This window comes from Sinorhizobium sp. 22678 (assembly GCF_052044265.1).
GTDB lineage: Bacteria > Pseudomonadota > Alphaproteobacteria > Rhizobiales > Rhizobiaceae > Sinorhizobium > Sinorhizobium meliloti_A.
Genome location: NZ_JBQEMS010000003.1, coordinates 235,451 through 256,136, shown reverse-complemented (window position 1 = coordinate 256,136; position 20,686 = coordinate 235,451). Strand labels below are relative to the sequence as shown.

The following is a 20,686-nucleotide window of genomic DNA, read 5'->3' as shown; positions in this document are numbered from 1 at the left end:
ATCGTTCCTATTTGACTGAGCCCAGCATGCCCTGGACGAACTGGCGTTGCATGAAGAAGAAAACGGCTAGCGTCGGCAGTGTCGCGAGAATCGTCCCGACCATGACCACGCCGTAATCGGGGTAGTAGGCGGAGGCGAGCGACGAGATGACCAGCGTGATCGTCTTGGTCTCGTTGGTCTGGAGCACGATCAGCGGCCAGAGATAGTTGTTCCACGCGGTCATGAAGACGATGACGAAGGCGGCCGCATAGGTCGAACGCATGACCGGTACGTAGATGAAGAGGAAGATCTGCCACTCCTTGAGCCCGTCGACCTTGGCTGCGTCGCGGAGCTCGGAGGGGAAGGCCTTGGTGCTCTGCCGGAAGTAGAAGATGACGAAGGCCGAGCCGATCGTCGGCAGGACGACGGCGAGATGCGTGTTGATGAGACCCGCCTTCCCCATGATGACGAAGAGCGGGATCATCAGCGCGGCGAAGGGGATCATAAGGGTGAGCAGCATCGCCCGGTAGACGCGCTCGCGTCTTCGCGAGCGGAACATCTCGAAGCCGTAACCGGCGAGCGAGGAGACCGCGAGCGTGAGCACGGTCGCAAGGATCGCGATCTTCGCCGAGTTCCAGAAGACGAGCGGCACGTTTACCAGCGTGAAGAAGTTGCCGACATTGGTGGCAAAGGCTGCGCCCGGCAGGAGCTTGCCCTTGATGATGTCTATCGATGAATTGGTTGCGCCGAGCACCATCCAGATGAACGGAAAGACGGAGAGGAAGGCCATCAGGCCGAGGAAGCCATAGGTGGCCGCCATTGCCGCGAAACGTCCAAATCCGTTCATCGGTCACGCTCCCTTGCTGCGAAGAATTGCACGAAGGCGAGGAGCGCGACGAGGACGACGATGACATAGGAGACCGTCGCCGCATAACCGAGATTCGGCATGAAGCGGAAGGTCAGGTTGTAGATGTAGAGCGACAAGGTGAGCGTGGCATTGGACGGGCCGCCCTTGCCCTCGGTCAGGTTATAGACCTCGTCGAAAAGCTGCAGCGTGCCGATCGTCGAAATGACTGTCGTGAAGAGGATGACCGGCTTCAGCAGAGGGATGGTGAGGTGGGTAAAGCGCGCCCAGGCCGGAACGCCGTCGATGCGCGCCACCTCGTAGATCGACTTGTCGATGTTCTGAAGTGCCGCAAGATAGAAGATCATGTTGTAGCCGGTCCAGCGCCAGGTGATGGCAAGAATGACGAGAACCTTCGCCCAGAAGGGATGCGTCAGCCACGGAATGGGCGAGGCGACGAGACCGATCGCCTGGAGCGTCGAATTGACGATCCCGTCGGTTGCGAACATGCCCTTGAAGAGCACCGAATAGGCGACCAGCGAACTGACGCAGGGCAGGAAGATCGCCGTGCGGAAAACCCCTCGGCCGACGAGCCGCGTGTTGTTGAGGAGCGACGCCAGGATCAGCGCGAGCAGGATCATGATCGGCACCTGCACGACGAAATAGGTCATCGTGTTGGTGAGGGCCTTGATGAAGACCGGATCGTTCCAGAGCCGAACGATGTTCGCGAAGCCCGCGAACTTCATGGTCATGCCGCGGCCGGACTGGAACGACATCCAGAGGGACCACGCGATGGGATAGACCATGAACAGGGCGATCAGCCCGAGGGCCGGCGCGACGAACAGCCAGCCATTGACGTCGTAATATCGGCCGATACCGCGGCGCGCTCGAACCATGTTCCCCTCCTGGAAGGCCGGACAGCCGGAAATTTGGCCGCGGCAAGAGCCGCGGCCGGAAACAGCGGGCGCATGCCCGCCGCCATCCCCCGCATCACTGGATCTGTGCGCTGACCTCGGCCTCGATCGCCTGCAGCACCTCGTCGACCGGCGTCCCCTGCGTCACGGCCGGGAGTTGCGCAGTGACGGCGAGGTCCGCCTCGTTGGTGAAGATGCCGTAATTGACCGAGGGGACCTTCGCCAGCCAATCGGAGAAGTTCTGCCAGACCTTCTCGCCGCCGAAGAAGGGGTCTGCCGCCTCATAGGCCGCGCCGCCGCGGGCGGCGAGCAGCGAGCCGACCGCACCGCGGTCCTGGAGGATCTTCTGATAGAAATCGATGTCCTTGGCGTAGATCTCGTTCAGGAAGTCGATGGCCTCCGCCTTCTCCTCGGAGCTTTCGAGCACGTACCAGCTGGAGCCGCCGAGATTGGAGGCATGCGTCGCGCCTTCGATCGAGAGCGCCGGAATGGGGGCGACGCCCCAGTTGCCGGACTGGTCCGGCTGCGCCTTGACGGTGCCGGTGATCCAGACGCCCGTGACGACGGTCGCGACATCGCCGGAGGTGAAGGTGCCCACCCAGTCGGACCAGCCGTTGGCAGGCTTGTAGATATTCGCCTGCATGATCTTGCCGATGGTTTCGAGCGCCGCCTTCAGCGCCGCATTGCCGGTGATGTTCGGCTTGCCTTCCTTGTCGAAATACCATTGCCCGGCCGACTGCATGATGATGCGCACGAGGCCGGCGTCGTTCGGGTCGAGGCCCATCATCTTCTTGCCGGTCTTCGCTTCGACCTGCTTTCCGATCTCGATGAAGCGGTCCCAGGTGAGATCCTGCATGTCCTGCGGCTTGAAGCCGGCGGCTTCCAGATAATCCTTGCGGTAATAAAGACCCGTGACGCCGGAATCGAAGGGCATTCCGTAGACTTGCCCGTCGAGCGTCATGAGCTCGACCTTGTAGGGGGCGAAACCGGAATAATCGACGGTGCCGGACAAAGGCGCGAAGGCCCCCGGGAAGGATTGAAGGTATTTCTGAGCGCCGTAATCCTCGATGAGCACGATGTCGGGAAGCGCGTCGGCGGTGCCGGACGAAAGTCCGGTCTGCAGCTTCTGCTCGACGTCGAGCTTGGCGAAATCGACGATGTTGAAGGTGACGTCCGGATGCGATTTCGTATAGCGGGCGCCCGCCTCCTTCATGATCGCGACGTTGAAGTTCGGGTCCCAGCACCAGATGGTGATTTCCTTGGCCTGCGCCGCGGTAACCCCCAGGAAGCTTGCGCCCGCGAGAGCCAGAGCGGCGATACGCGGCAGATAGGCACGCGCCTGAATGTCCATTGTTTCCTCCCGAAATCGTGTTCCCCGAGACAGTCCTCTCTGTCCCGGCGGCGAGTATTTCTCAAAACTCGAGTGGGCGCAATTATTTTCAGTAAATTTTTACTTGGCACTTGCCACGCGTGCTTTGAAAGGACGTCAGCCGTCACGGTCGCGCCTGTCGGCGCCCGATGCGCTATTGCCAGAGTGAAAGGCGGCGATGGGCTACACGCGAGTTTGCGGGTATCGCCACGACGGGTCGAGTCGATATCGTCCAGGGATTTTTAAGACCCGCCCGCCATGTCATCTTCCTTGTTCGCTGTGTCGGCCGGTGCCGGCGTGCTGCCGCGCCAGACGATTTCCGTGCCGAAAACCACCTTCTTGGCGACCTCTCGGCCCGAAAGGCGCTCCAGCAGCAGGTCGACGGCGGTCTCTCCGATGAGCTCCGCCGGAATCTTCACCGTGGAAAGCGGCGGCCCGAGAAACTGCGCGACCGGAATGTCGTTGAAGCTTGCGACCGCGATATCCTCGGGAATCCTGAGCCCCATCTCGCGGATGGCCCTGTAGGCGCCCAGCGCCATATTGTCGTTGCAGGTGATGAGGATCTTCGGTGGATTGGGCTTCGATAGCATCGCCCTGGCAAGCTTGTAGCCGCTGTCGGGCGTCATCGGCTCGACCATGCACAATTCCGGATCATAAAGCCCGGCCTTGGTCATCCAGTCGATATAGGTGCGGCAACGGCGCTCCGAATGGACGTTGTCGGGCCCGTAGAAGGCGTCGATCCAGCCGATGAAGCCGATGCGCCGGTAGCCCATGGCATGCACCGCCTCCAGGAGCCGGGTCATTGCCAGCGAGACGTCGCTGAGCACGGTGTCCTCCATGTCTCCGGCCGGTGCGTAATCGGCAAAGACGAGGTGGCGGCTGTGGCGGCGCAACCATTCTAGCTCATCGCCGTAATAGTGACCGACGGCCACCACGCCCGAGGCGCCCTCCAGGATCGTCGCTTCCGGAGGGTTGCCGGTGAGGAAGACCTTGACGACTTCGCTCTTCAGCGCCTGGCAGCGGCTTTCGATGCCGAGGCGGACGCCGACATAGTAGGGATCGGCGAGTTCCTGGGCGGGGTCGAGGAAATGCACGAGCGCGATCTTCAGCCCGACGCCGACGCCATGCGCTGCGGCGCGGCTGCGATTGCGCGGCGTCGCATAGTTGAGCGACTCCGCCGTTTCGATGATCGCCTGGCGTTTCCTGTTCGAGATCGACAGCGTCGGGTCATAGTTGAGGACGCGTGAGACGGTTGCCGACGATACGCCGACGGCCGACGCGATTTCCTTGATTGTGACCATTCCGGTTTCGCCTGTCCTTCTGCCGTGCCGCGCTCGAGTATCCTGTTTAGTAAATTTTTATCGCAGCTTTTTCAATCGCAAGCCGCAGCCAACGTGGTCACGGATTCGTTGGTCCTCGCATTGCGGCCCGTGGCAGATACGCTCGCATACATGCCTGTGGTGCGGAACTCGGTCGGGCTCGCGCCGAAGACGCGGCGGAATACCTTGGCGAAGTAGTTGGGGTCCTCGAAGCCGGACAGGATGGCGACTTCCTTGACCGGCAGGTCCGCGGTCTTGGTCAGCAGCTTTACCGCCCTTTGCAGGCGCTTCTGCAGCACAAATTCCGCCGGCGGCATGCCTTCGCTGGCGGCGAAGACTCGGGAGAAATGGGCGCGGCTCAGGCCCGAAATGCGCGCGAGCTCCTCGACCGGAAGGGGCTTGTCGAGATTGCCCAGAACATGATCGATCACGTGCTGCATCTTCCGGTATTCGTCACTGAGAACCGGATGCGATCCGAACACGTCGTCATAAAGCGCCATCGCCGCCTCATAGGCGATCGCCGAGGCGCTGCCCGGGGTGTCGCCACCGGCCATGAGACGCAGGCTGCAGTCGGCAAGATGTTCGACGGTTTCCGGCTGCAACCTTATGATGGGACCGGTGACGGCGAGAATGGCGCGGTGGATCCTCAGCGCCTCCTCGCCGTTCATGGAGATCCAGAAGAACTCCCAGCGCCCGCCTTCTTCAAGCCAATAGCGATGATTGTGCGGCACGAGCAGGAGCAGCGTCTCGCCCGGACGCACGCGGTGACTGCGGTTCTCATATCGCAGGTTGCCGGCCCCGCCGATCGTGTACTGCAGCACGGTGAACGGAGTTTGGCCCCGCTTGCGACCGTCCCAATCGTAGCTTGCATCGGTCCTGATCTCGTAGCCGGTGCTCGTCGGCATGGTGTGCAGGTTCTGGCGTCCCCGCGGCAGCGAGACCGTCCGCATCGCGGGTCCCCGGGCGATCAGTTGCTGCAGCATAGAATTACCCATGAAAGCACAATACCTCTCTAGTCGTGCATCCGATTATACACATAATGCCCCCAGATCGCGCAAGACATGCGGTTGCTACGGCGTTTGACGAGGGTTTGCCGAGGAGGGCACCGCTTCGCCGATCGCGGCCAGTTCAATGAATTGATTTTACCCTTTTAGCGCGAAGGTCGCAGTCTGAGGAGGAATAGCACGGCCATGGCCAGCTTTAAGATCGCCATCATCGGCGCCGGCAGCATCGGCTTCACCAAGAAGCTCTTCACCGACATCGTTTCGGTGCCGGAGCTCCGGGACGTCGAGTTCGCGTTGACGGATCTGAGCGAGCACAACCTCGCCATGATCAAGTCCATCCTCGACCGGATCGTCGAGGCGAACAAACTGCCCACGCGGGTAACCGCGACGATCGACCGCCGCAAGGCGCTGGAGGGCGCGCGTTACATCATCAGCTGCGTGCGCGTCGGCGGCCTCGAGGCCTATGCCGACGATATCCGCATACCGCTGAAATACGGCGTCGACCAATGCGTCGGCGACACGATCTGCGCCGGCGGCATTCTCTACGGTCAGCGCAACATTCCGGTGATCCTCGATTTCTGCAAGGACATCCGCGAAGTGGCCGAGCCCGGCGCCAAGTTCCTCAACTATGCCAACCCGATGGCGATGAACACCTGGGCGGCGATCGAATACGGCAAGGTCGACACGGTCGGTCTCTGCCACGGCGTCCAGCACGGGGCCGAGCAGATCGCCGAGATTCTCGGCGCCGGGGAAGGCGAGCTCGACTACATCTGCTCCGGCATCAACCACCAGACATGGTTCGTCGATATCCGCCTCAACGGCCGCAAGGTCGGCAAGGACGAACTCGTCGCCGCCTTCGAGGCGCATCCCGTCTTTTCAAAGCAGGAGAAGCTTCGGATCGACGTGTTGAAGCGCTTCGGCGTCTATTCGACCGAAAGCAACGGACACCTGTCCGAATACCTGCCCTGGTATCGCAAGCGTCCGGACGAGATCTCCAGATGGATCGACATGTCGGACTGGATCCATGGGGAGACCGGCGGGTATCTCCGCTATTCGACCGAGACCCGCAACTGGTTCGAGACCGAATATCCGCGCTTCCTCGAAGAGGCGGGCCGGCCGCTGGAAACGATCAGGCGCTCGAACGAACATGCGAGCCGCATCCTCGAAGCGCTGGAGACGGGTCGGGTCTATCGCGGCCACTTCAACGTCAAGAACAACGGCGTGATCACCAACCTTCCGGCGGATGCGATCATCGAATCGCCCGGCTTCGTCGATCGTTTCGGCATCAACATGGTGGCAGGCATCACATTGCCTGAGGCCTGTGCGGCCACCTGCATCTCGTCGGTCAACGTCCAGCGCATGTCCGTTCATGCGGCGATCACCGGCGACATCGATCTTCTGAAGCTCGCCGTGCTGCACGACCCGCTGGTCGGCGCCATCTGCACGCCGGAGGAAGTCTGGCAGATGGTCGACGAAATGGTCGTCGCGCAGGCCAAATGGCTGCCGCAATATGCCCATGCGATCGACGCTGCCAAGGAAAGGCTCGCCCGCGCTACGGTCGCCACCCGGGAGTGGAAGGGCGCCGCTCGGCGCGAAGTGCGCTCGATCGAGGAGATCCGCGCGGAGAAGGAAGCGGCGAAGCTGCGCGTGGCTGGGTAGAAGAGTGGCTACCTCTGCCCGGAATTGCCCCTCACCCTAACCCTCTCCCCGCAGGCGGGGAGAGGGGACTTCGGCGAGCGCTGCTAGTCCCCTTCTCCCCACTCGCGGGGAGAAGGTGGCCGGCGGGCCGGATGAGGGGCAATCCCCGGTCGGGGCGGATGGCAGGGCAAAGCGCCCGCAATTGAGGTAATGCGCGAGGTCACCTGCGTGAGGAGACGCGAGTGCCACGAAGGAAGAGGAGCGCCGGCCGCCCCGGCCCGGCGAAGACAGGAGGGAGAACCTGGGACATGAAAACGCATCGACTGAATATGACCGCGAGCCTGCTGATCGGCATATCCGCCTTTGCCGTGCAGGCCTTCGCATCCGAGCCGACCGTGGTGCCGGAGCAGCCGCCCTTTCCCGCGCAGGGCAAGGTCACCTATGTGTCGCGCGACTCCATTCTCGAGTTCAAGGCGCTGCCCGAATACAGGGAGCCCGAATGGGTCACCGAGAAATTCGTCAAGGCCGGCAAGCTGCCGCCGGTGGCCGAGCGGCTTCCGAAGGAACCGATGGTCTACAAGACCGGCAACATGCCCGACGGCATGGGCGTCTATGGCGATGTCATGCGCCACGTGATCGGCGGCCGGCCGGAAGGCTGGAATTACAGCGCAGGCCAGACTCAGGGGTGGGGCGGCATCGACATCGGCATGTTCGAATGCCTGACGCGCACCGCGCCGCTCTTCCAGGTCGAGGCGGACGATATGGAGCCGCTGCCGAATCTCGCGAAAAGCTGGGATTGGTCGGAGGACGGACGCAAGCTGACCATGCATCTGATCGAAGGCGCGAAATGGTCGGACGGCGATCCCTTCGATGCCGATGACGTCATGTTCTACTGGGAGGACAATGTCCTCGACTCGAGCGTTTCACCCTTGAACGGGGCGACGCCCGAAACCTTCGGCGAGGGCACGACGCTCAAGAAGATCGACCAGTATACGGTCGAATGGTCCTTCAAGGAGGCCTTCCCGCGCCAGCATCTTTTCGCAATGGCCTACGGTACCTTCTGCCCCGGCCCGTCGCATATCCTCAAGACCAAGCATCCGAAATATGCCGGCACGACCTACAACGAATACAAGAACGGCTTCCCCGCCGAATATATGAACCTTCCGGTGATGGGTGCATGGGTGCCGGTCGCCTATCGTCCTGACGACATCATCGTGCTGCGCCGCAATCCCTATTACTGGAAGGTCGACGAGGCCGGCAATCAGCTCCCCTATCTGAACGAAGTCCATTACAAGCTGTCGACCTGGGCCGACCGCGACGTGCAGGCGATCGCGGGTTCGGGTGACATTTCGAACCTCGAACAGCCGGAAAACTTCGTGGAATCGCTGAAGCGCGCCGCCAACGAGAGCGCGCCGGCGCGGCTTGCCTTCGGTCCGCGCGTCATCGGCTATAACATGCACATGAACTTCTCCGGCAATGGCTGGGGAGACCCGGACGAACGCGCTAAGGCGGTGCGAGAGCTCAACCGCAACCTGGACTTCCGCAAGGCCGTCACCATGGCGGTCGACCGCAAGAAGCTTGGCGAAGCCCTGGTGAAGGGTCCCTTCACGGCGATCTATCCGGGCGGGCTTTCCTCCGGCACGAGCTTCTACGACCGGAACTCCACCATCTACTACCCCCACGATCTCGAAGGCGCCAAGGCGCTTCTCGAAAAGGTGGGGCTCAAGGACACGGACGGCAACGGCTTCGTCAATTTCCCGGCCGACAAGCTTGGCGGCCGCGACGTCGAAATCGTTCTGCTCGTCAATTCCGACTACAGCACCGACCGTAATCTTGCCGAAGGGATGGTCGGGCAGATGGAGAAGCTCGGGCTCCGGGTCGTCCTCAATGCACTCGACGGCAAGCAGCGGGACGCCGCCAATTATGCCGGCCGCTTCGATTGGATGATTCATCGCAACACGGCCGAATTTGCTTCCGTGGTGCAGAACACGCCTCAGCTCGCCCCGACCGGCCCGCGCACGAGCTGGCATCACCGCGCTCCGGAAGGCGGCGAAGTCGATGTCATGCCCCACGAGCAGGAGCTCGTCGACATCGTCAACAAGTTCATCGCCAGCAACGACAATGACGAGCGAACGGAGCTGATGAAGCAATACCAGAAGGTAGCCACCACCAATGTCGATACCGTCGGCCTGACGGAGTATCCGGGCGCGCTGATCATCAACAAGCGCTTCTCGAACATTCCTCCGGGCGCGCCGATCTTCATGTTCAACTGGGCGGAAGACACGATCATCCGCGAACGGGTCTTCGTTGCCGCCGACAAGCAGGGCGACTACGAACTCTATCCCGAGCAGCTTCCCGGCAAGCCGGGCGAAAGCGGCCCGATCAACTGAAGCTGAACCGCCTCCGCCGGCTCCGAGGAAAGGAGCCGGCGAGGGTGCAAGCCCTTCACGCCGCCGAGAGCCGATGCAGGCATGGCTCTCGCGGAACTCGAGACAGAAGGAAACGGCATGTTCAGATTTCTGCTTGTCCGAATCGCCTCTGCCATTCCGGTGCTGCTCGTCCTGAGCGTGGTGACCTTCGGCATCATCCAGGCACCGCCGGGAGATTACAGCGACTACATCCGCTCGCAGCTCATCAATCAGGGCGGCGCTTCTTTCGAGGAGGCAGATGCCCAGGCGCAGGCCTACCGCAAGGAGCACGGCCTCGATAAGCCGCTGCCGATCCAGTACGTCGACTGGATAACGGGCATCGTGACGCGAGGCGATTTCGGCCACAGCCTCTACTACAACAAGCCCGTCGCTGACGTGGTCGGCGAGCGCCTGCCGCGAACGCTGGCGCTGGCGCTCGTCTGCCACATCCTGGCGTCGGTGATCGGCATCGCCTTCGGCATCATCGCGGCGACGCGGCAATATTCCTGGATAGACAGCCTGCTTTCGACCGTATCGTTCCTCGGCATGACGGTGCCGCGCTTCCTCATGGCGCTGATCATCGTCTATATCCTCGTCTTTCATTTCAATGTGAGCGAGATCAACAGCTTCCATTCCGCCCGCTACGGCGGGGCGCCCTGGTCCTGGGACAAGTTCGTCGACCTGGTCAAACATGTCTGGCCGGTCGTGGCGATCGCCACCTTCGGCGGGCTCGCCTACAATATGCGGGTGATGCGGGGCAATCTCCTCGATACGCTGAACGCGCAATATGTCGAAACGGCACGCGCCAAGGGCCTGAGCGAGGGTGCGGTCGTCATGCGCCATGCGGTGCCGAACGCTTTGCACCCGCTGATCATGTACCAGGGCGTCGTGCTTCCCTACATGCTGACCGGCGAGATCGAGACGGCGATCATCTTCGCGCTGCCGACCGTCGGGCCGGCGATCGTCGGTTCCATGTGGGTGGGCGACGTCTATGTGACGGCGACATTCATGCTGGTCCTCTCCGCAACGCTGATCGTCGGCAACATCATCGCCGACATGATGCTCGCCGCGCTCGATCCGCGCGTGCGCATGGGAGGGGGGGTATACGCATGACCGTCGAAGCCGAGGGAACTCTTCCGGTGGCGATCGAGCCCGGGGAAAAACACCACCACGAGAGCTACTCCGCCCTCGTCTGGCGGCGGCTGAAGCGTTCGTGGACCGGCCTGCTCGGCCTTGTCCTCGTCTGCCTCCTGATCCTGATGGCGGTCTTCGCCGAGTTCCTGTCGCCCGTTGATCCGAAGGCGACGGATGTGGCCTTCGCGCAGCCGCAGACGATCAGCTTCCGGGACAAGGAGGGCAATTTCGTCTTTCCGCCGAGGAGCTATCCGGTGCGGGAGACGGAGGAGCTCGATCCGGTCACCTTCCAGCCGATCATCGGACCGGATTACGACAACCCGCAGGTCCTCGGCTTCTTCGTCAAGGGCGCACCCTACAGGCTCTTCGGGCTGATCCCCGCCGAGCGGCATCTGTTCGGCGCCGTCGACGGTACGCCGGTGCATCTGCTCGGCACCGACAAATTCGGCCGCGACGTGCTGTCCCGCATCCTCTACGGCTCGCGCATCTCGCTGATGATTGCCCTCACCGTCGTCTTCATCGTCACCGTGGTCGGGACGACCGTCGGCATGGTGTCCGGCTATTTCGGCGGGCGCTTCGATGCCTGGGTGCAGCGTTTCGTCGAGCTGGTGCTCGCCTTCCCGCAATTGCCGCTCTATCTGGCGCTCGCCTCGCTGATCCCGGTCACCGCACCGACCAATGTCTTTCTCGCCTTCGTCATCATCGTGATGTCCGCGCTCGGCTGGGCGCAGATGTCGCGCGAGGTGCGCGGCAAGACCCTGGCGCTTGCCCGGATCGAATATGTGCGGGCGGCGATCGCCATCGGCGCCACGGACCGGCGCATCATATTCCAGCACATCTTCCCGAACGTGATGAGCCACGTCATCGTCGCGGTGACGCTCGCCATCCCGCATGTGGTGCTGCTCGAATCGTTCCTCGGTTTCCTCGGCTTTGCGGTCAAGCCGCCGCTGATCTCCTGGGGGCTGATGCTGCAGGACACGGCGAATTATTCCGCGATCGGTTCCTATCCCTGGATCCTCTCGCCCGTCGCCTTCGTGCTCGTCACCGTTTTCGCCTTCAATGCGCTGGGCGACGGCCTGCGCGACGCAATCGACCCCTATTGAGGAGCATGCCGATGGTAACGATCGAAAGTGTTGTCCCGGCACCCGAGGAACGGCGCGACCGCGATACGAAAGATGCGAGGCCGGTGATCGATGCCCGAAAGGTGGCTGTATCCTTCAAGGTCGAGAACGGCACGGTCGAGGCGTTGAAGGACGTCTCCTTTCAGCTTTACCGCGGCGAGACGGTGGCGATCGTCGGCGAATCCGGCTCCGGCAAGTCGGTGACGGCGCGCACCGTCATGGGGCTCCTGTCGAAGCGCGCTACGATCGCGCCGCAGGCGCGCATCGAATATGACGGCAGGGACGTGTTGAAATTCTCGAAGAGAGAGCGCCGGGCGCTGCGCGGCGATCGTATCTCGATGATCTTCCAGGAGCCGATGAGCTCGCTGAACCCGGTCTACACGATCGGCAGCCAGATCATCGAAGCGATCCGGGCGCATCGCCGCGTCAGCCGGCGCGCCGCCGCCGAGCGGGCGCTGGAGCTCTTGCGTCATGTCCAGATCCCCGACCCGGAAGCACGGCTCAACCAGTATCCGCATCAGCTTTCCGGCGGCCAGCGCCAGCGCGTCATGATCGCCATGGCGCTTGCCAACGATCCGGACGTGCTGATTGCCGACGAGCCGACGACGGCACTCGACGTGACGGTACAGGCGCAAATTCTCAACCTCATCCGCAAGCTGCAGCAGGAGCTCGGCATGGCGGTGATCCTGATCACCCATGACCTGACGGTGGTCCGCCAATTCTCCGATTACGTCTATGTCATGCAGCTCGGCGAGGTGAAGGAACACAATACGACGGAGGCGCTGTTTGCCGATCCGCAGCACGCCTATACGCGGCGGCTGCTTTCCTCCGAACCCTCCGGTTCTGCCAATCCGTTGCCGGACGACGCGCCGATCCTGCTCGACGGCCGCAATGTCCGTGTCTCCTTCACCCTGAAGAAGGGCGGGTTCTTCAGGCCGGATTTCAAAGAGCTCGTCGCGGTCGACGGGCTCAGCCTCAATCTTCGCCGGCACGAAACGCTCGGCCTGGTGGGCGAGTCCGGTTCCGGCAAGACCACTTTCGGTCAGGCGCTGATTCGGCTTCTCAACGCCGATGGCGGCGAGATCTATTTGGAAGGCGAGCCGATCCACGACAAGGACCGCAAGGGCATGCGGCCGCTTCGCTCGAAGATCCAGATCGTCTTTCAGGATCCCTTCTCCTCGCTCAACCCGCGAATGTCGATCGGCCAGATCATAGAGGAGGGTCTGATCGTCAACGGCATCGGCGAAAACCGCAAGGACAGGCTGAAGCGCGTCGAGGACGCGCTCGTCAGCGCCGGCATGCCCTCGAACATCCTTTCGCGCTTCCCGCACGAATTCTCCGGCGGCCAGCGCCAGCGCATCGCGATCGCTCGCGCCGTCGCGCTGGAACCGGAATTCATCCTGCTGGACGAGCCGACTTCGGCGCTCGACCTTTCGGTGCAGGCGCAGATCATCGAACTCCTGCGCCGGCTGCAGGACGAGCGCGGTCTGAGCTATCTCTTCATCTCGCACGACCTGAAGGTCGTGCGCGCGCTCTGCCACCGCGTGGTCGTCATGCAGGAAGGCAAGATCGTCGAAGAGGGGCCGGTGAGCGAAATCCTCAACAATCCCAAGACTGCCTACACGAAGCGGCTGGTTAAGGCCGCCTTCGAAGTGGCCGCGTGAAATCAAACAGAGGCTATCCCATGACGAAACGACCCAGGATTACTTTCATCGGCGCCGGTTCCACCGTTTTCATGAAGAACATCATCGGCGACATTTTGCAGCGGCCGGCGCTTTCGGCCGCAACCATCGCCTTGATGGACGTCAACCCCGAGCGGCTCGCCGAAAGCGAGATCGTCGCCGGCAAACTCGCGCGCACTCTTGGCGCCGATGCCAGGATCGAAACCCATTCGAACCAGCGCAAGGCTCTGGAAGGAGCGGACTTCGTCGTCGTCGCTTTCCAGATCGGCGGTTACGAGCCCTGCACCGTCACCGATTTCGAAGTGCCCAAGAAATACGGGCTGCGTCAGACGATCGCCGACACGCTGGGCGTCGGCGGCATCATGCGCGGGCTCCGCACCGTGCCGCATCTGTGGAAGATCTGCGAGGACATGCTCGAGGTCTGCCCCGAGGCGATCCTTCTGCAATATGTGAATCCGATGGCGATAAACACCTGGGCGATCGCCGAGAAATATCCGGCGATCAAACAGGTGGGCCTCTGCCATTCGGTGCAGGGCACGGCTTTCGAGCTTGCCCGGGACCTCGACATTCCAGTCGAAGAGATCCGCTACCGCGCCGCCGGCATCAATCACATGGCGTTTTACCTCAAGTTCGAGCACCGTCAGAAGGACGGCAGCTATCGCGATCTCTATCCGGACCTGATCCGCGGCTACCGCGAGGGCCGCTTCCCGAAGCCCAGCCACTGGAATCCGCGCTGCCCGAACAAGGTGCGCTACGAAATGCTGACGCGGCTCGGCTACTTCGTCACCGAGAGCTCGGAGCATTTCGCCGAGTACACGCCCTACTTCATCAAGGACGGGCGCCCCGATCTGATCGAGAAATTCGGCATTCCGCTCGATGAATATCCAAAGCGCTGCGTCGAGCAGATCGAGCGCTGGAAGGGACAGGCGGCCGCCTTCAAGGAAGCCGAGACGATCGAAGTCGCGGAGAGCCGTGAATATGCCTCCTCGATCATGAATTCGGTCTGGACCGGCGAACCTTCGGTCATCTACGGCAACCTCAGGAACAATGGCTGCATCACCTCGCTGCCGGAAAACTGTGCGGCGGAAGTGCCCTGCCTCGTCGATTCCTCCGGTATCCAGCCGACCTATATCGGCGCCTTGCCGCCGCAGCTCACGGCCCTGATCCGCACCAACATCAACGTCCAGGAGTTGACTGTCCAGGCGCTCGTCACCGAGAACCGCGAGCACCTCTATCACGCCGCGATGATGGATCCGCATACCGCCGCCGAGCTCGATCTCGACCAGATCTGGTCGCTCGTTGACGATCTGCTGGCGGCGCACCGCGACTGGATTCCGGAATGGGCGCGTGTGACGAAGAAGGTAGCGGCCGCCTGATTTCTTCTCCCGGTCAGGCGACCAGACGGCCCCGGAACCGATCGGTTCCGGGGCCGCATCGTTATGCGGACTGGCGCAACCGCGCACTCGAGATTTCCGGGTTTTCAGGGTGAAGACCTAAGACCGGGCGCAAGCCCGTAGTCCAATAGACGTGGTCTGGGAGATGTGGGACAGCGGCTATACGGAGCGCACGCAGGCAAGATGTTTTGCGACAGGCAGCGCTTTCCGAAACTGGTCTTGGCGGCTTCAAGCCTGCTTTCGACAATGCCTGACTCAAAGGCCGTAACCCACAGTAAGGAAGCATTAATGATTGAACGATTCCGTAACGTCCTGATCCGCGCGACAGTTGGCGGCCTCGCTTTCAGCGCTATCGCAGTGTCCGGCGCGACGGCCGAGGAGGCCAAGGGGCAGGCTCAGGCCGAGTTCGTAAAACGCGGCACACTCTCCTGCGACATTGCGGCAGGTATCGGGCTGGTCGTGGGTTCGTCGAAAGCGCTGACGTGTGTTTTCGAAGCAGACGGACAAAAGTCGCCTTACAAATATAGCGGCACGATCGACAAGCTGGGCCTCGATATCGGCGTAACAGCGGAGAGCCGCGTCGTGTGGTCGGTCTACGCGAAGCCGAAAACCAAGCTGAAGGGCGCTCTTGCCGGCAACTATTCCGGCCTTTCTGCCGAATTCGCGGCCGGGCTCGGGCTGGGCGCGAAATCCCTGGTCGGCTCGAAAAAGGAAATCGCGCTGCAGCCGGTGAAGATTGACGGCCAGACCGGACTGAATGTCGCTGTTGGAATTGCCAGCGTGAAGTTGACCCTGGTGAAATAAACGGCGCGAGGCCACCCGCCGCATTGGCCCCGGCGGTTGCGAACACCGCAACAGGCTAGGCACCGTTCACGCCAGCGCCGCGCATGTGATCAGATGCGCGGCGCTGGCTTGCTTTGATCTGCTGCATGTTTTTGTTCTTTAATCGGCTACGGTTTAAAAACACGCAGCGGGTGGGGCTCGGAAGGCGGTCGGATGCAGGCGAATGGCGAAAGTTCGGCAGAGCAGGGCTCTAGGATCATCCGGGCAATTCTGGATGAAACGCCGCTCAGGGCCGCAAGCTTCATCGTTACCATCTATGGCGACGTGGTGGAGCCGCGCGGCGGCGCGATCTGGATCGGCAACCTGATCGAGATCTGCGCCGGGGTCGGCATCAGCGAGACGCTTGTGAGAACCGCCGTATCCCGTCTTGTCGCCGCCGGCCAGCTCGCCGGAGAACGGGAGGGACGGCGCAGCTTCTATCGGCTGACGGATGCCGCACGCGCGGAATTCGCCGCGGCGGCGCAGGTGATCTTCGGACCTCCGGAGGAAGCGAGCTGGCACTTCGTGCAGCTGATGGGTTCGTCGGCCGAGGAGCGGATGCAGGTGCTCGAGCGCTCCGGTCATGCGCGCCTTGGCCCCCGGCTCGCGGTCGGCGTGCGGCCGTTTCCGAGCGCGATCATGCCCGCCGTGGTCTTCCGCGCGGAGCCTGCCCAGGGCGCGAGCGAGTTGAAGGCCTTTGCCTCGGGCTGTTGGGACCTCGCACCTCACGCGCAGGCCTACCGGCGGTTCCTTGCCTGCTTCGGCAGGCTCGCCGATCTTCCGGATACCGCTACGGCGATTGCTCCCGCTGAGTGCCTCTCTGCACGCCTACTCATGGTACACCAGTTCCGCTTCGTGACGCTCCGCGAGCCGCGCCTGCCAGCCGAAATTCTGCCCGCCGATTGGCCGGGGAACGAAGCCCGCCGCCTGTTCGCCCGGCTGTACCGCAGCCTGTCTCCCCGGGCGGACCTGCATGTCGGGCGGAGCTGCGTCACGCTCACGGGTCCGCTGCCGAAGACGACCGGGGCGACGGAGCATCGGCTTCAAATGCTGAGCGGCGAAGCTGCGCCTGGGAAAGCCGGCGGCCCCGGTTGACCTGCCGCGCTCCTTCGTTCCTCATTCCTGCGACGCGTACGAAGACGGACGAAAATACCCGCCCCATCTCATTCATTAAATGTCACAGAAAAATGTGTAAATGACGTTGAAGTGTGACATGTCCTGCGCTAAATTCTAACCGATCGGTCAAAAGGAACTGCATCGACATCACTCCCGAACGCCTCCGGCGGAGGAGAGAGCAGCATGTATGCTCAAATGGTGAAGACGGATGCCCCTCGGGTCAAAAGCCGCGACGACATGGACCCGCAAGAGCGCGCTTTCCAGGAGCGGATCGACGCGGGTCAGAAGATCGAGCCGAAGGAATGGATGCCCGAAGGCTATCGCAAGACGCTCATCCGCCAGATCAGCCAGCACGCCCATTCCGAGATCGTCGGCCAGCTTCCCGAAGGCAACTGGATCACCCGTGCGCCGACGCTGGAGCGCAGGGCGATCCTGCTCGCCAAGGTTCAGGACGAGGCGGGGCATGGTCTCTATCTCTACTGCGCCGCCGAAACGCTGGGGGTGAGCCGCGACGCGCTTTACGAGCAGCTCCATTCCGGCAAGGCCAAGTATTCGTCGATCTTCAATTATCCGACGCTCAGCTGGGCGGATATCGGTGCCATCGGTTGGCTCGTCGACGGCGCGGCGATCATGAATCAGGTGCCGCTGCAGCGCTGTTCCTACGGCCCCTACTCGCGCGCGATGATCCGCATCTGCAAGGAAGAGAGCTTCCATCAACGGCAGGGCTACGACATCCTGATCAAGATGATGAAGGGCACGCCTGCCCAGAAGGCCATGGTGCAGGACGCACTGAACCGCTGGTGGTGGCCGTCGCTGATGATGTTCGGCCCGTCGGACGACGCCTCGGTCCACTCGGCCCAGTCGATGGCCTGGAAGATCAAGCAGAACTCCAACGACGAACTCAGACGGAAATTCGTCGACCAGACGGTACCACAGGCAGAATATCTCGGACTGACCGTTCCCGATCCGGATCTGAAGTGGAACGAGGAAAAAGGCGGCTACGATTTCGGCGAGCCGGACTGGAACGAATTTTTCGAGGTGATCGCCGGCAATGGCCCCTGTAATGCCGAGCGTCTCGGCGCGCGCAGGACGGCCTGGGAGGACGGCGCCTGGTTCCGGGACGGCCTGACGGCACATGCCGAAAAGGCCGTACGTTGCGCGCAGCCGGTTGCCGCCGAATGAACATCGGGAGCGAAACGTTATGTCCAGCGAATGGCCCCTCTGGGAAGTCTTCATCCGCGGCCAGCACGGCCTGAGCCATCGCCATGTCGGCAGCCTGCACGCGCCGGATGCCGAAATGGCGATCAACAACGCCCGTGACGTCTACACCCGCCGCAACGAGGGCGTCAGCATCTGGGTGGTGCGTTCGAGCGACATAGCGGCAAGCGCGCCCTCGGAAAAGGGCCCGTTGTTCGAACCTGCGAATGCGAAGGTCTACCGTCACCCGACTTTCTTCGACATTCCGGATGAGGCAGGGCATATGTGATGGTTCAGACAACCGCGATGCAGGCGGCCGTCGACCGGGCCGCGCTTTTCGATTTCCTGCTCGGCATGGGCGACAATACGCTGATCCTCGGCCATCGCCTTTCGGAATGGTGCGGCCACGCCCCGGCTCTCGAAGAGGACATCGCGCTCGCCAACACGGCACTCGACCTCATCGGCCAGACGCAGCTCTGGCTCGGCCTTGCAGGCGAGGTCGAGGGAAGGGGCCGCAGCGCGGACGATCTTGTCTATCTCCGAGACGTGCGAGACTTCCGCAACCTGCTGCTTACCGAGCGGCCAAACGGCGATTACGGCGAGACGCTGATGCGCCAGTTCCTGTTCGATGCATGGCACTATCTCGCACTGAAAGGCCTTCGCAGCTCCCGCGAGCCGCGCATTGCCGGGATAGCCGAGAAGGCGTCGAAGGAGGTGGCCTATCATTTTGAACGGAGCCGCGATCTCGTGATCCGCCTCGGCGACGGAACGGCGGAAAGCCACGCCCGCATGCAGGAGGCGCTGGACGATCTTTGGCCCTATACCGGCGAGATGTTCGTGAGCGAGGCGCACGACCTCGCCCTTGCGGCTGCCGGCGTCGCGCCGGAACCGGAGAGCTTGAGGGCCGATTGGGAGGCGCTGGCCGCCGAGACACTTCGCGCGGCGACGCTCGAAAAACCGGAGGACCGCTATATGCACGGGGGCGGCAAGCGCGGCCTCCATACGGAGCATCTCGGCTATGTGCTCGCGGAGATGCAGTTCCTGCAGCGCGCCTATCCCGGCGCCAGCTGGTAGGAGGCTCGCATGGCAACGGCGATACGCCCCTCGATCGCGGATGTGTGGCACTGGCTCTCGCAAGTGCCGGACCCGGAAATTCCGGTCATCTCCGTGACCGACCTCGGCATCGTCCGCAACGTCGGCTGGGATGGTGAAACGCTGGTGGTGACGGTGACGCCGACCTATTCGGGCTGTCCCGCCACGGCGGTCATCAATCTCGATATCGAGCGGCAGCTCAAGGAGAACGGCATCGAGAGTGTCAGGCTCGAACGCCAGCTCTCGCCCGCATGGACCACCGACTGGATCAGCGCCGAGGGCCGCGAAAAGCTTGAAAGCTACGGCATTGCGGCCCCCGTCGACGGCACCGGAGCCGAGGGCAGGCTGTTGAAACGGATCGAAGGCCTCTCGGGCGGCGCGGCGCAGACGGTCTCCTGTCCGCGTTGCGGCTCCGCCCGGACCGAAAAGGTCAGCCAGTTCGGATCGACGCCCTGCAGGGCGAGCTATCGCTGCCGGGACTGTCTGGAGCCCTTCGATTATTTCAAATGCATCTGAATACGAGGCGGGGAAGAACGCTCACATGGCACGCTTTTATCCTCTTCAGGTCATCGACGTCCGGCGCGATACGCGCGATGCCGTGGTCGTGACGCTCGAGCCGCGCGAGGAGGACCGCGCTGCCTTCGATTTCAAGCAGGGGCAATATCTGACGTTCCGCCGCCTCTTCGGCGGCGAGGAACTGCGCCGTTCGTATTCGATTTGCGCCGGTCTCGACGAAGGCGCCCTGAAGGTGGGCATCAAGCGCGTCGATGACGGCTGCTTCTCCAGCTGGGCGAATGAGGAGCTCGCGCCCGGCGACACGCTGGAAGCCATGCCGCCGATGGGGGCCTTCTTCACGCCTATCGAGCCGGAGGCCGCCAGACACTATCTCGGCTTTGCGGGCGGCAGCGGCATCACGCCGGTGCTCTCGCTCATCAAGACGGTGCTCGCGCGGGAGCCGCGGTCCGCATTCACGCTTGTCTATGCCAACCGCCACTTCAGCTCGATCATGTTCCGCGAGGAACTGGACGACCTCAAGAACCTCTATCTGGGGCGGCTTTCCGTCCTGCACGTCCTCGAGAACGAAGCCCAGGAGGTCGACCTGTTCAGTGGGCGGCTCGATCAGGAAAAATGCACTGCCCTCTTCCGCAGCTGGATCGATGTGAGGTCGGCCGATACCGCCTTCATCTGCGGGCCTGAGCCGATGATGCTCGCGGTTGCCGCAGCACTTCGCGCGCATGGCCTTGGCGACGATCGGATCAAGTTCGAGCTGTTCGCCGCCTCCCAGCCCGGCCGTGCCCGGCGCAAGGTCGAAAGCGCCGCCGGCGCCGATAGCCGGGCGCGCTGCGAGGCGACCGTGACACTCGACGGCGCCACGCGCAGCTTCACCTTTCCGAAAGAGGGGCTGAGCCTGCTCGAAGCGGCGCTCGAAAACAGAATGGACGCGCCATTCGCCTGCAAGGCGGGGGTCTGCTCCTCATGCCGCGCCAAGGTGCTGGAAGGCGAGGTGGAGATGGAGAGCAACAACGCGCTCGAAGACTACGAGGTAGAGCAGGGCTATGTGCTGACCTGCCAATCCTATCCGCTCAGCGACCGGATCGTTGTCAGCTACGATCAGTGACCGCCGATGCCGAGCCGACGCTGAAGCTGAACTGA

The 20,686-nt window shown here is 62.6% G+C and carries 18 protein-coding genes; 13 read left to right on the top strand and 5 right to left on the bottom strand.

Features of this window, described 5'->3' with window-relative positions; genetic code table 11:
• Positions 1-7 precede the first annotated feature (7 nt).
• The 5 genes from ACTJKL_RS06750 to ACTJKL_RS06730 form a co-directional block, all read right to left on the bottom strand.
• Entirely contained in the window at positions 8-826 is an 819-nt protein-coding gene (locus ACTJKL_RS06750) for a carbohydrate ABC transporter permease (protein WP_018096058.1), read from the bottom strand.
• Positions 823-1,719 carry a carbohydrate ABC transporter permease gene (locus tag ACTJKL_RS06745; RefSeq protein WP_440852509.1) on the bottom strand — a complete coding sequence of 299 codons (897 nt, stop codon included), beginning with the start codon at positions 1,717-1,719 and terminating at the stop codon, positions 823-825. Before ACTJKL_RS06745 ends, ACTJKL_RS06750 begins: the two co-directional genes overlap by 4 nt.
• A gap of 94 nt (positions 1,720-1,813) precedes the next feature.
• Positions 1,814-3,088: an ABC transporter substrate-binding protein gene (locus ACTJKL_RS06740; RefSeq protein WP_440852508.1), complete on the bottom strand. Its 1,275-nt coding sequence runs from the start codon at positions 3,086-3,088 to the stop codon at positions 1,814-1,816.
• A 260-nt stretch (positions 3,089-3,348) separates the two neighbouring features.
• Positions 3,349-4,407, bottom strand: a complete 1,059-nt coding sequence (locus tag ACTJKL_RS06735; RefSeq protein WP_440852507.1) for a LacI family DNA-binding transcriptional regulator — start codon at positions 4,405-4,407, stop codon at positions 3,349-3,351.
• Positions 4,408-4,478: 71 nt separating this feature from the next.
• Entirely contained in the window at positions 4,479-5,420 is a 942-nt protein-coding gene (locus tag ACTJKL_RS06730) for an AraC family transcriptional regulator (protein WP_411926486.1), read from the bottom strand.
• Positions 5,421-5,615: 195 nt separating this feature from the next.
• On the opposite strand from ACTJKL_RS06730, the gene ACTJKL_RS06725 reads away from it, so the two are divergent.
• From ACTJKL_RS06725 to paaE, 13 genes are all read left to right on the top strand, one after another.
• Positions 5,616-7,088: an alpha-glucosidase/alpha-galactosidase gene (locus ACTJKL_RS06725; RefSeq protein WP_440852506.1), complete on the top strand. Its 1,473-nt coding sequence runs from the start codon at positions 5,616-5,618 to the stop codon at positions 7,086-7,088.
• 287 nt (positions 7,089-7,375) lie between these two features.
• Entirely contained in the window at positions 7,376-9,457 is a 2,082-nt protein-coding gene (locus tag ACTJKL_RS06720; protein ID WP_411926487.1) for an ABC transporter substrate-binding protein, read from the top strand.
• A gap of 117 nt (positions 9,458-9,574) precedes the next feature.
• Positions 9,575-10,588: an ABC transporter permease gene (locus tag ACTJKL_RS06715; RefSeq protein WP_100671602.1), complete on the top strand. Its 1,014-nt coding sequence runs from the start codon at positions 9,575-9,577 to the stop codon at positions 10,586-10,588.
• Entirely contained in the window at positions 10,585-11,712 is a 1,128-nt protein-coding gene (locus tag ACTJKL_RS06710) for an ABC transporter permease (RefSeq protein ID WP_324764449.1), read from the top strand. Before ACTJKL_RS06715 ends, ACTJKL_RS06710 begins: the two co-directional genes overlap by 4 nt.
• 11 nt (positions 11,713-11,723) lie before the next feature.
• On the top strand, positions 11,724-13,394 hold the full coding sequence (locus ACTJKL_RS06705) for an ABC transporter ATP-binding protein (protein WP_440852505.1): 1,671 nt from the start codon (positions 11,724-11,726) through the stop codon (positions 13,392-13,394).
• A 20-nt stretch (positions 13,395-13,414) separates the two neighbouring features.
• A complete protein-coding gene (locus ACTJKL_RS06700; protein WP_440852504.1) occupies positions 13,415-14,788 on the top strand; it encodes an alpha-glucosidase/alpha-galactosidase in 1,374 nt (457 codons plus the stop codon).
• Between the two features lie 201 nt (positions 14,789-14,989).
• A complete protein-coding gene (locus ACTJKL_RS06695; RefSeq protein ID WP_440852503.1) occupies positions 14,990-15,610 on the top strand; it encodes a DUF992 domain-containing protein in 621 nt (206 codons plus the stop codon).
• 192 nt (positions 15,611-15,802) lie between these two features.
• A complete protein-coding gene (paaX, locus tag ACTJKL_RS06690) occupies positions 15,803-16,723 on the top strand; it encodes a phenylacetic acid degradation operon negative regulatory protein PaaX (protein WP_440852502.1) in 921 nt (306 codons plus the stop codon).
• Between the two features lie 204 nt (positions 16,724-16,927).
• Positions 16,928-17,926, top strand: coding sequence for a 1,2-phenylacetyl-CoA epoxidase subunit PaaA (paaA, locus tag ACTJKL_RS06685; RefSeq protein WP_440852501.1), 999 nt, complete (start codon positions 16,928-16,930; stop codon positions 17,924-17,926).
• A 19-nt stretch (positions 17,927-17,945) separates the two neighbouring features.
• Positions 17,946-18,230 (top strand): 1,2-phenylacetyl-CoA epoxidase subunit PaaB, encoded by a 285-nt coding sequence (gene paaB / locus ACTJKL_RS06680; RefSeq protein ID WP_100671085.1) that lies wholly within the window; start codon positions 17,946-17,948, stop codon positions 18,228-18,230.
• Positions 18,230-19,015 (top strand): 1,2-phenylacetyl-CoA epoxidase subunit PaaC, encoded by a 786-nt coding sequence (gene paaC, locus ACTJKL_RS06675; RefSeq protein WP_440852500.1) that lies wholly within the window; start codon positions 18,230-18,232, stop codon positions 19,013-19,015. Before paaB ends, paaC begins: the two co-directional genes overlap by 1 nt.
• A 9-nt stretch (positions 19,016-19,024) precedes the next feature.
• Positions 19,025-19,549, top strand: a complete 525-nt coding sequence (gene paaD, locus ACTJKL_RS06670) for a 1,2-phenylacetyl-CoA epoxidase subunit PaaD (protein WP_440852499.1) — start codon at positions 19,025-19,027, stop codon at positions 19,547-19,549.
• Between the two features lie 25 nt (positions 19,550-19,574).
• A complete protein-coding gene (gene paaE / locus ACTJKL_RS06665) occupies positions 19,575-20,651 on the top strand; it encodes a 1,2-phenylacetyl-CoA epoxidase subunit PaaE (RefSeq protein ID WP_440852498.1) in 1,077 nt (358 codons plus the stop codon).
• The last annotated feature ends 35 nt before the right edge of the window (positions 20,652-20,686 follow it).

Coding starts and splice junctions, on each gene's coding strand:
- ACTJKL_RS06750 (WP_018096058.1), bottom strand. CDS start 826: ATGAACGGATTTGGACGTTTCGCGGCAATGGCGGCCACCTATGGCTTC.
- ACTJKL_RS06745 (WP_440852509.1), bottom strand. CDS start 1,719: ATGGTTCGAGCGCGCCGCGGTATCGGCCGATATTACGACGTCAATGGC.
- ACTJKL_RS06740 (WP_440852508.1), bottom strand. CDS start 3,088: ATGGACATTCAGGCGCGTGCCTATCTGCCGCGTATCGCCGCTCTGGCT.
- ACTJKL_RS06735 (WP_440852507.1), bottom strand. CDS start 4,407: ATGGTCACAATCAAGGAAATCGCGTCGGCCGTCGGCGTATCGTCGGCA.
- ACTJKL_RS06730 (WP_411926486.1), bottom strand. CDS start 5,420: ATGGGTAATTCTATGCTGCAGCAACTGATCGCCCGGGGACCCGCGATG.
- ACTJKL_RS06725 (WP_440852506.1), top strand. CDS start 5,616: ATGGCCAGCTTTAAGATCGCCATCATCGGCGCCGGCAGCATCGGCTTC.
- ACTJKL_RS06720 (WP_411926487.1), top strand. CDS start 7,376: ATGAAAACGCATCGACTGAATATGACCGCGAGCCTGCTGATCGGCATA.
- ACTJKL_RS06715 (WP_100671602.1), top strand. CDS start 9,575: ATGTTCAGATTTCTGCTTGTCCGAATCGCCTCTGCCATTCCGGTGCTG.
- ACTJKL_RS06710 (WP_324764449.1), top strand. CDS start 10,585: ATGACCGTCGAAGCCGAGGGAACTCTTCCGGTGGCGATCGAGCCCGGG.
- ACTJKL_RS06705 (WP_440852505.1), top strand. CDS start 11,724: ATGGTAACGATCGAAAGTGTTGTCCCGGCACCCGAGGAACGGCGCGAC.
- ACTJKL_RS06700 (WP_440852504.1), top strand. CDS start 13,415: ATGACGAAACGACCCAGGATTACTTTCATCGGCGCCGGTTCCACCGTT.
- ACTJKL_RS06695 (WP_440852503.1), top strand. CDS start 14,990: ATGTTTTGCGACAGGCAGCGCTTTCCGAAACTGGTCTTGGCGGCTTCA.
- paaX (WP_440852502.1), top strand. CDS start 15,803: ATGCAGGCGAATGGCGAAAGTTCGGCAGAGCAGGGCTCTAGGATCATC.
- paaA (WP_440852501.1), top strand. CDS start 16,928: ATGTATGCTCAAATGGTGAAGACGGATGCCCCTCGGGTCAAAAGCCGC.
- paaB (WP_100671085.1), top strand. CDS start 17,946: ATGTCCAGCGAATGGCCCCTCTGGGAAGTCTTCATCCGCGGCCAGCAC.
- paaC (WP_440852500.1), top strand. CDS start 18,230: ATGGTTCAGACAACCGCGATGCAGGCGGCCGTCGACCGGGCCGCGCTT.
- paaD (WP_440852499.1), top strand. CDS start 19,025: ATGGCAACGGCGATACGCCCCTCGATCGCGGATGTGTGGCACTGGCTC.
- paaE (WP_440852498.1), top strand. CDS start 19,575: ATGGCACGCTTTTATCCTCTTCAGGTCATCGACGTCCGGCGCGATACG.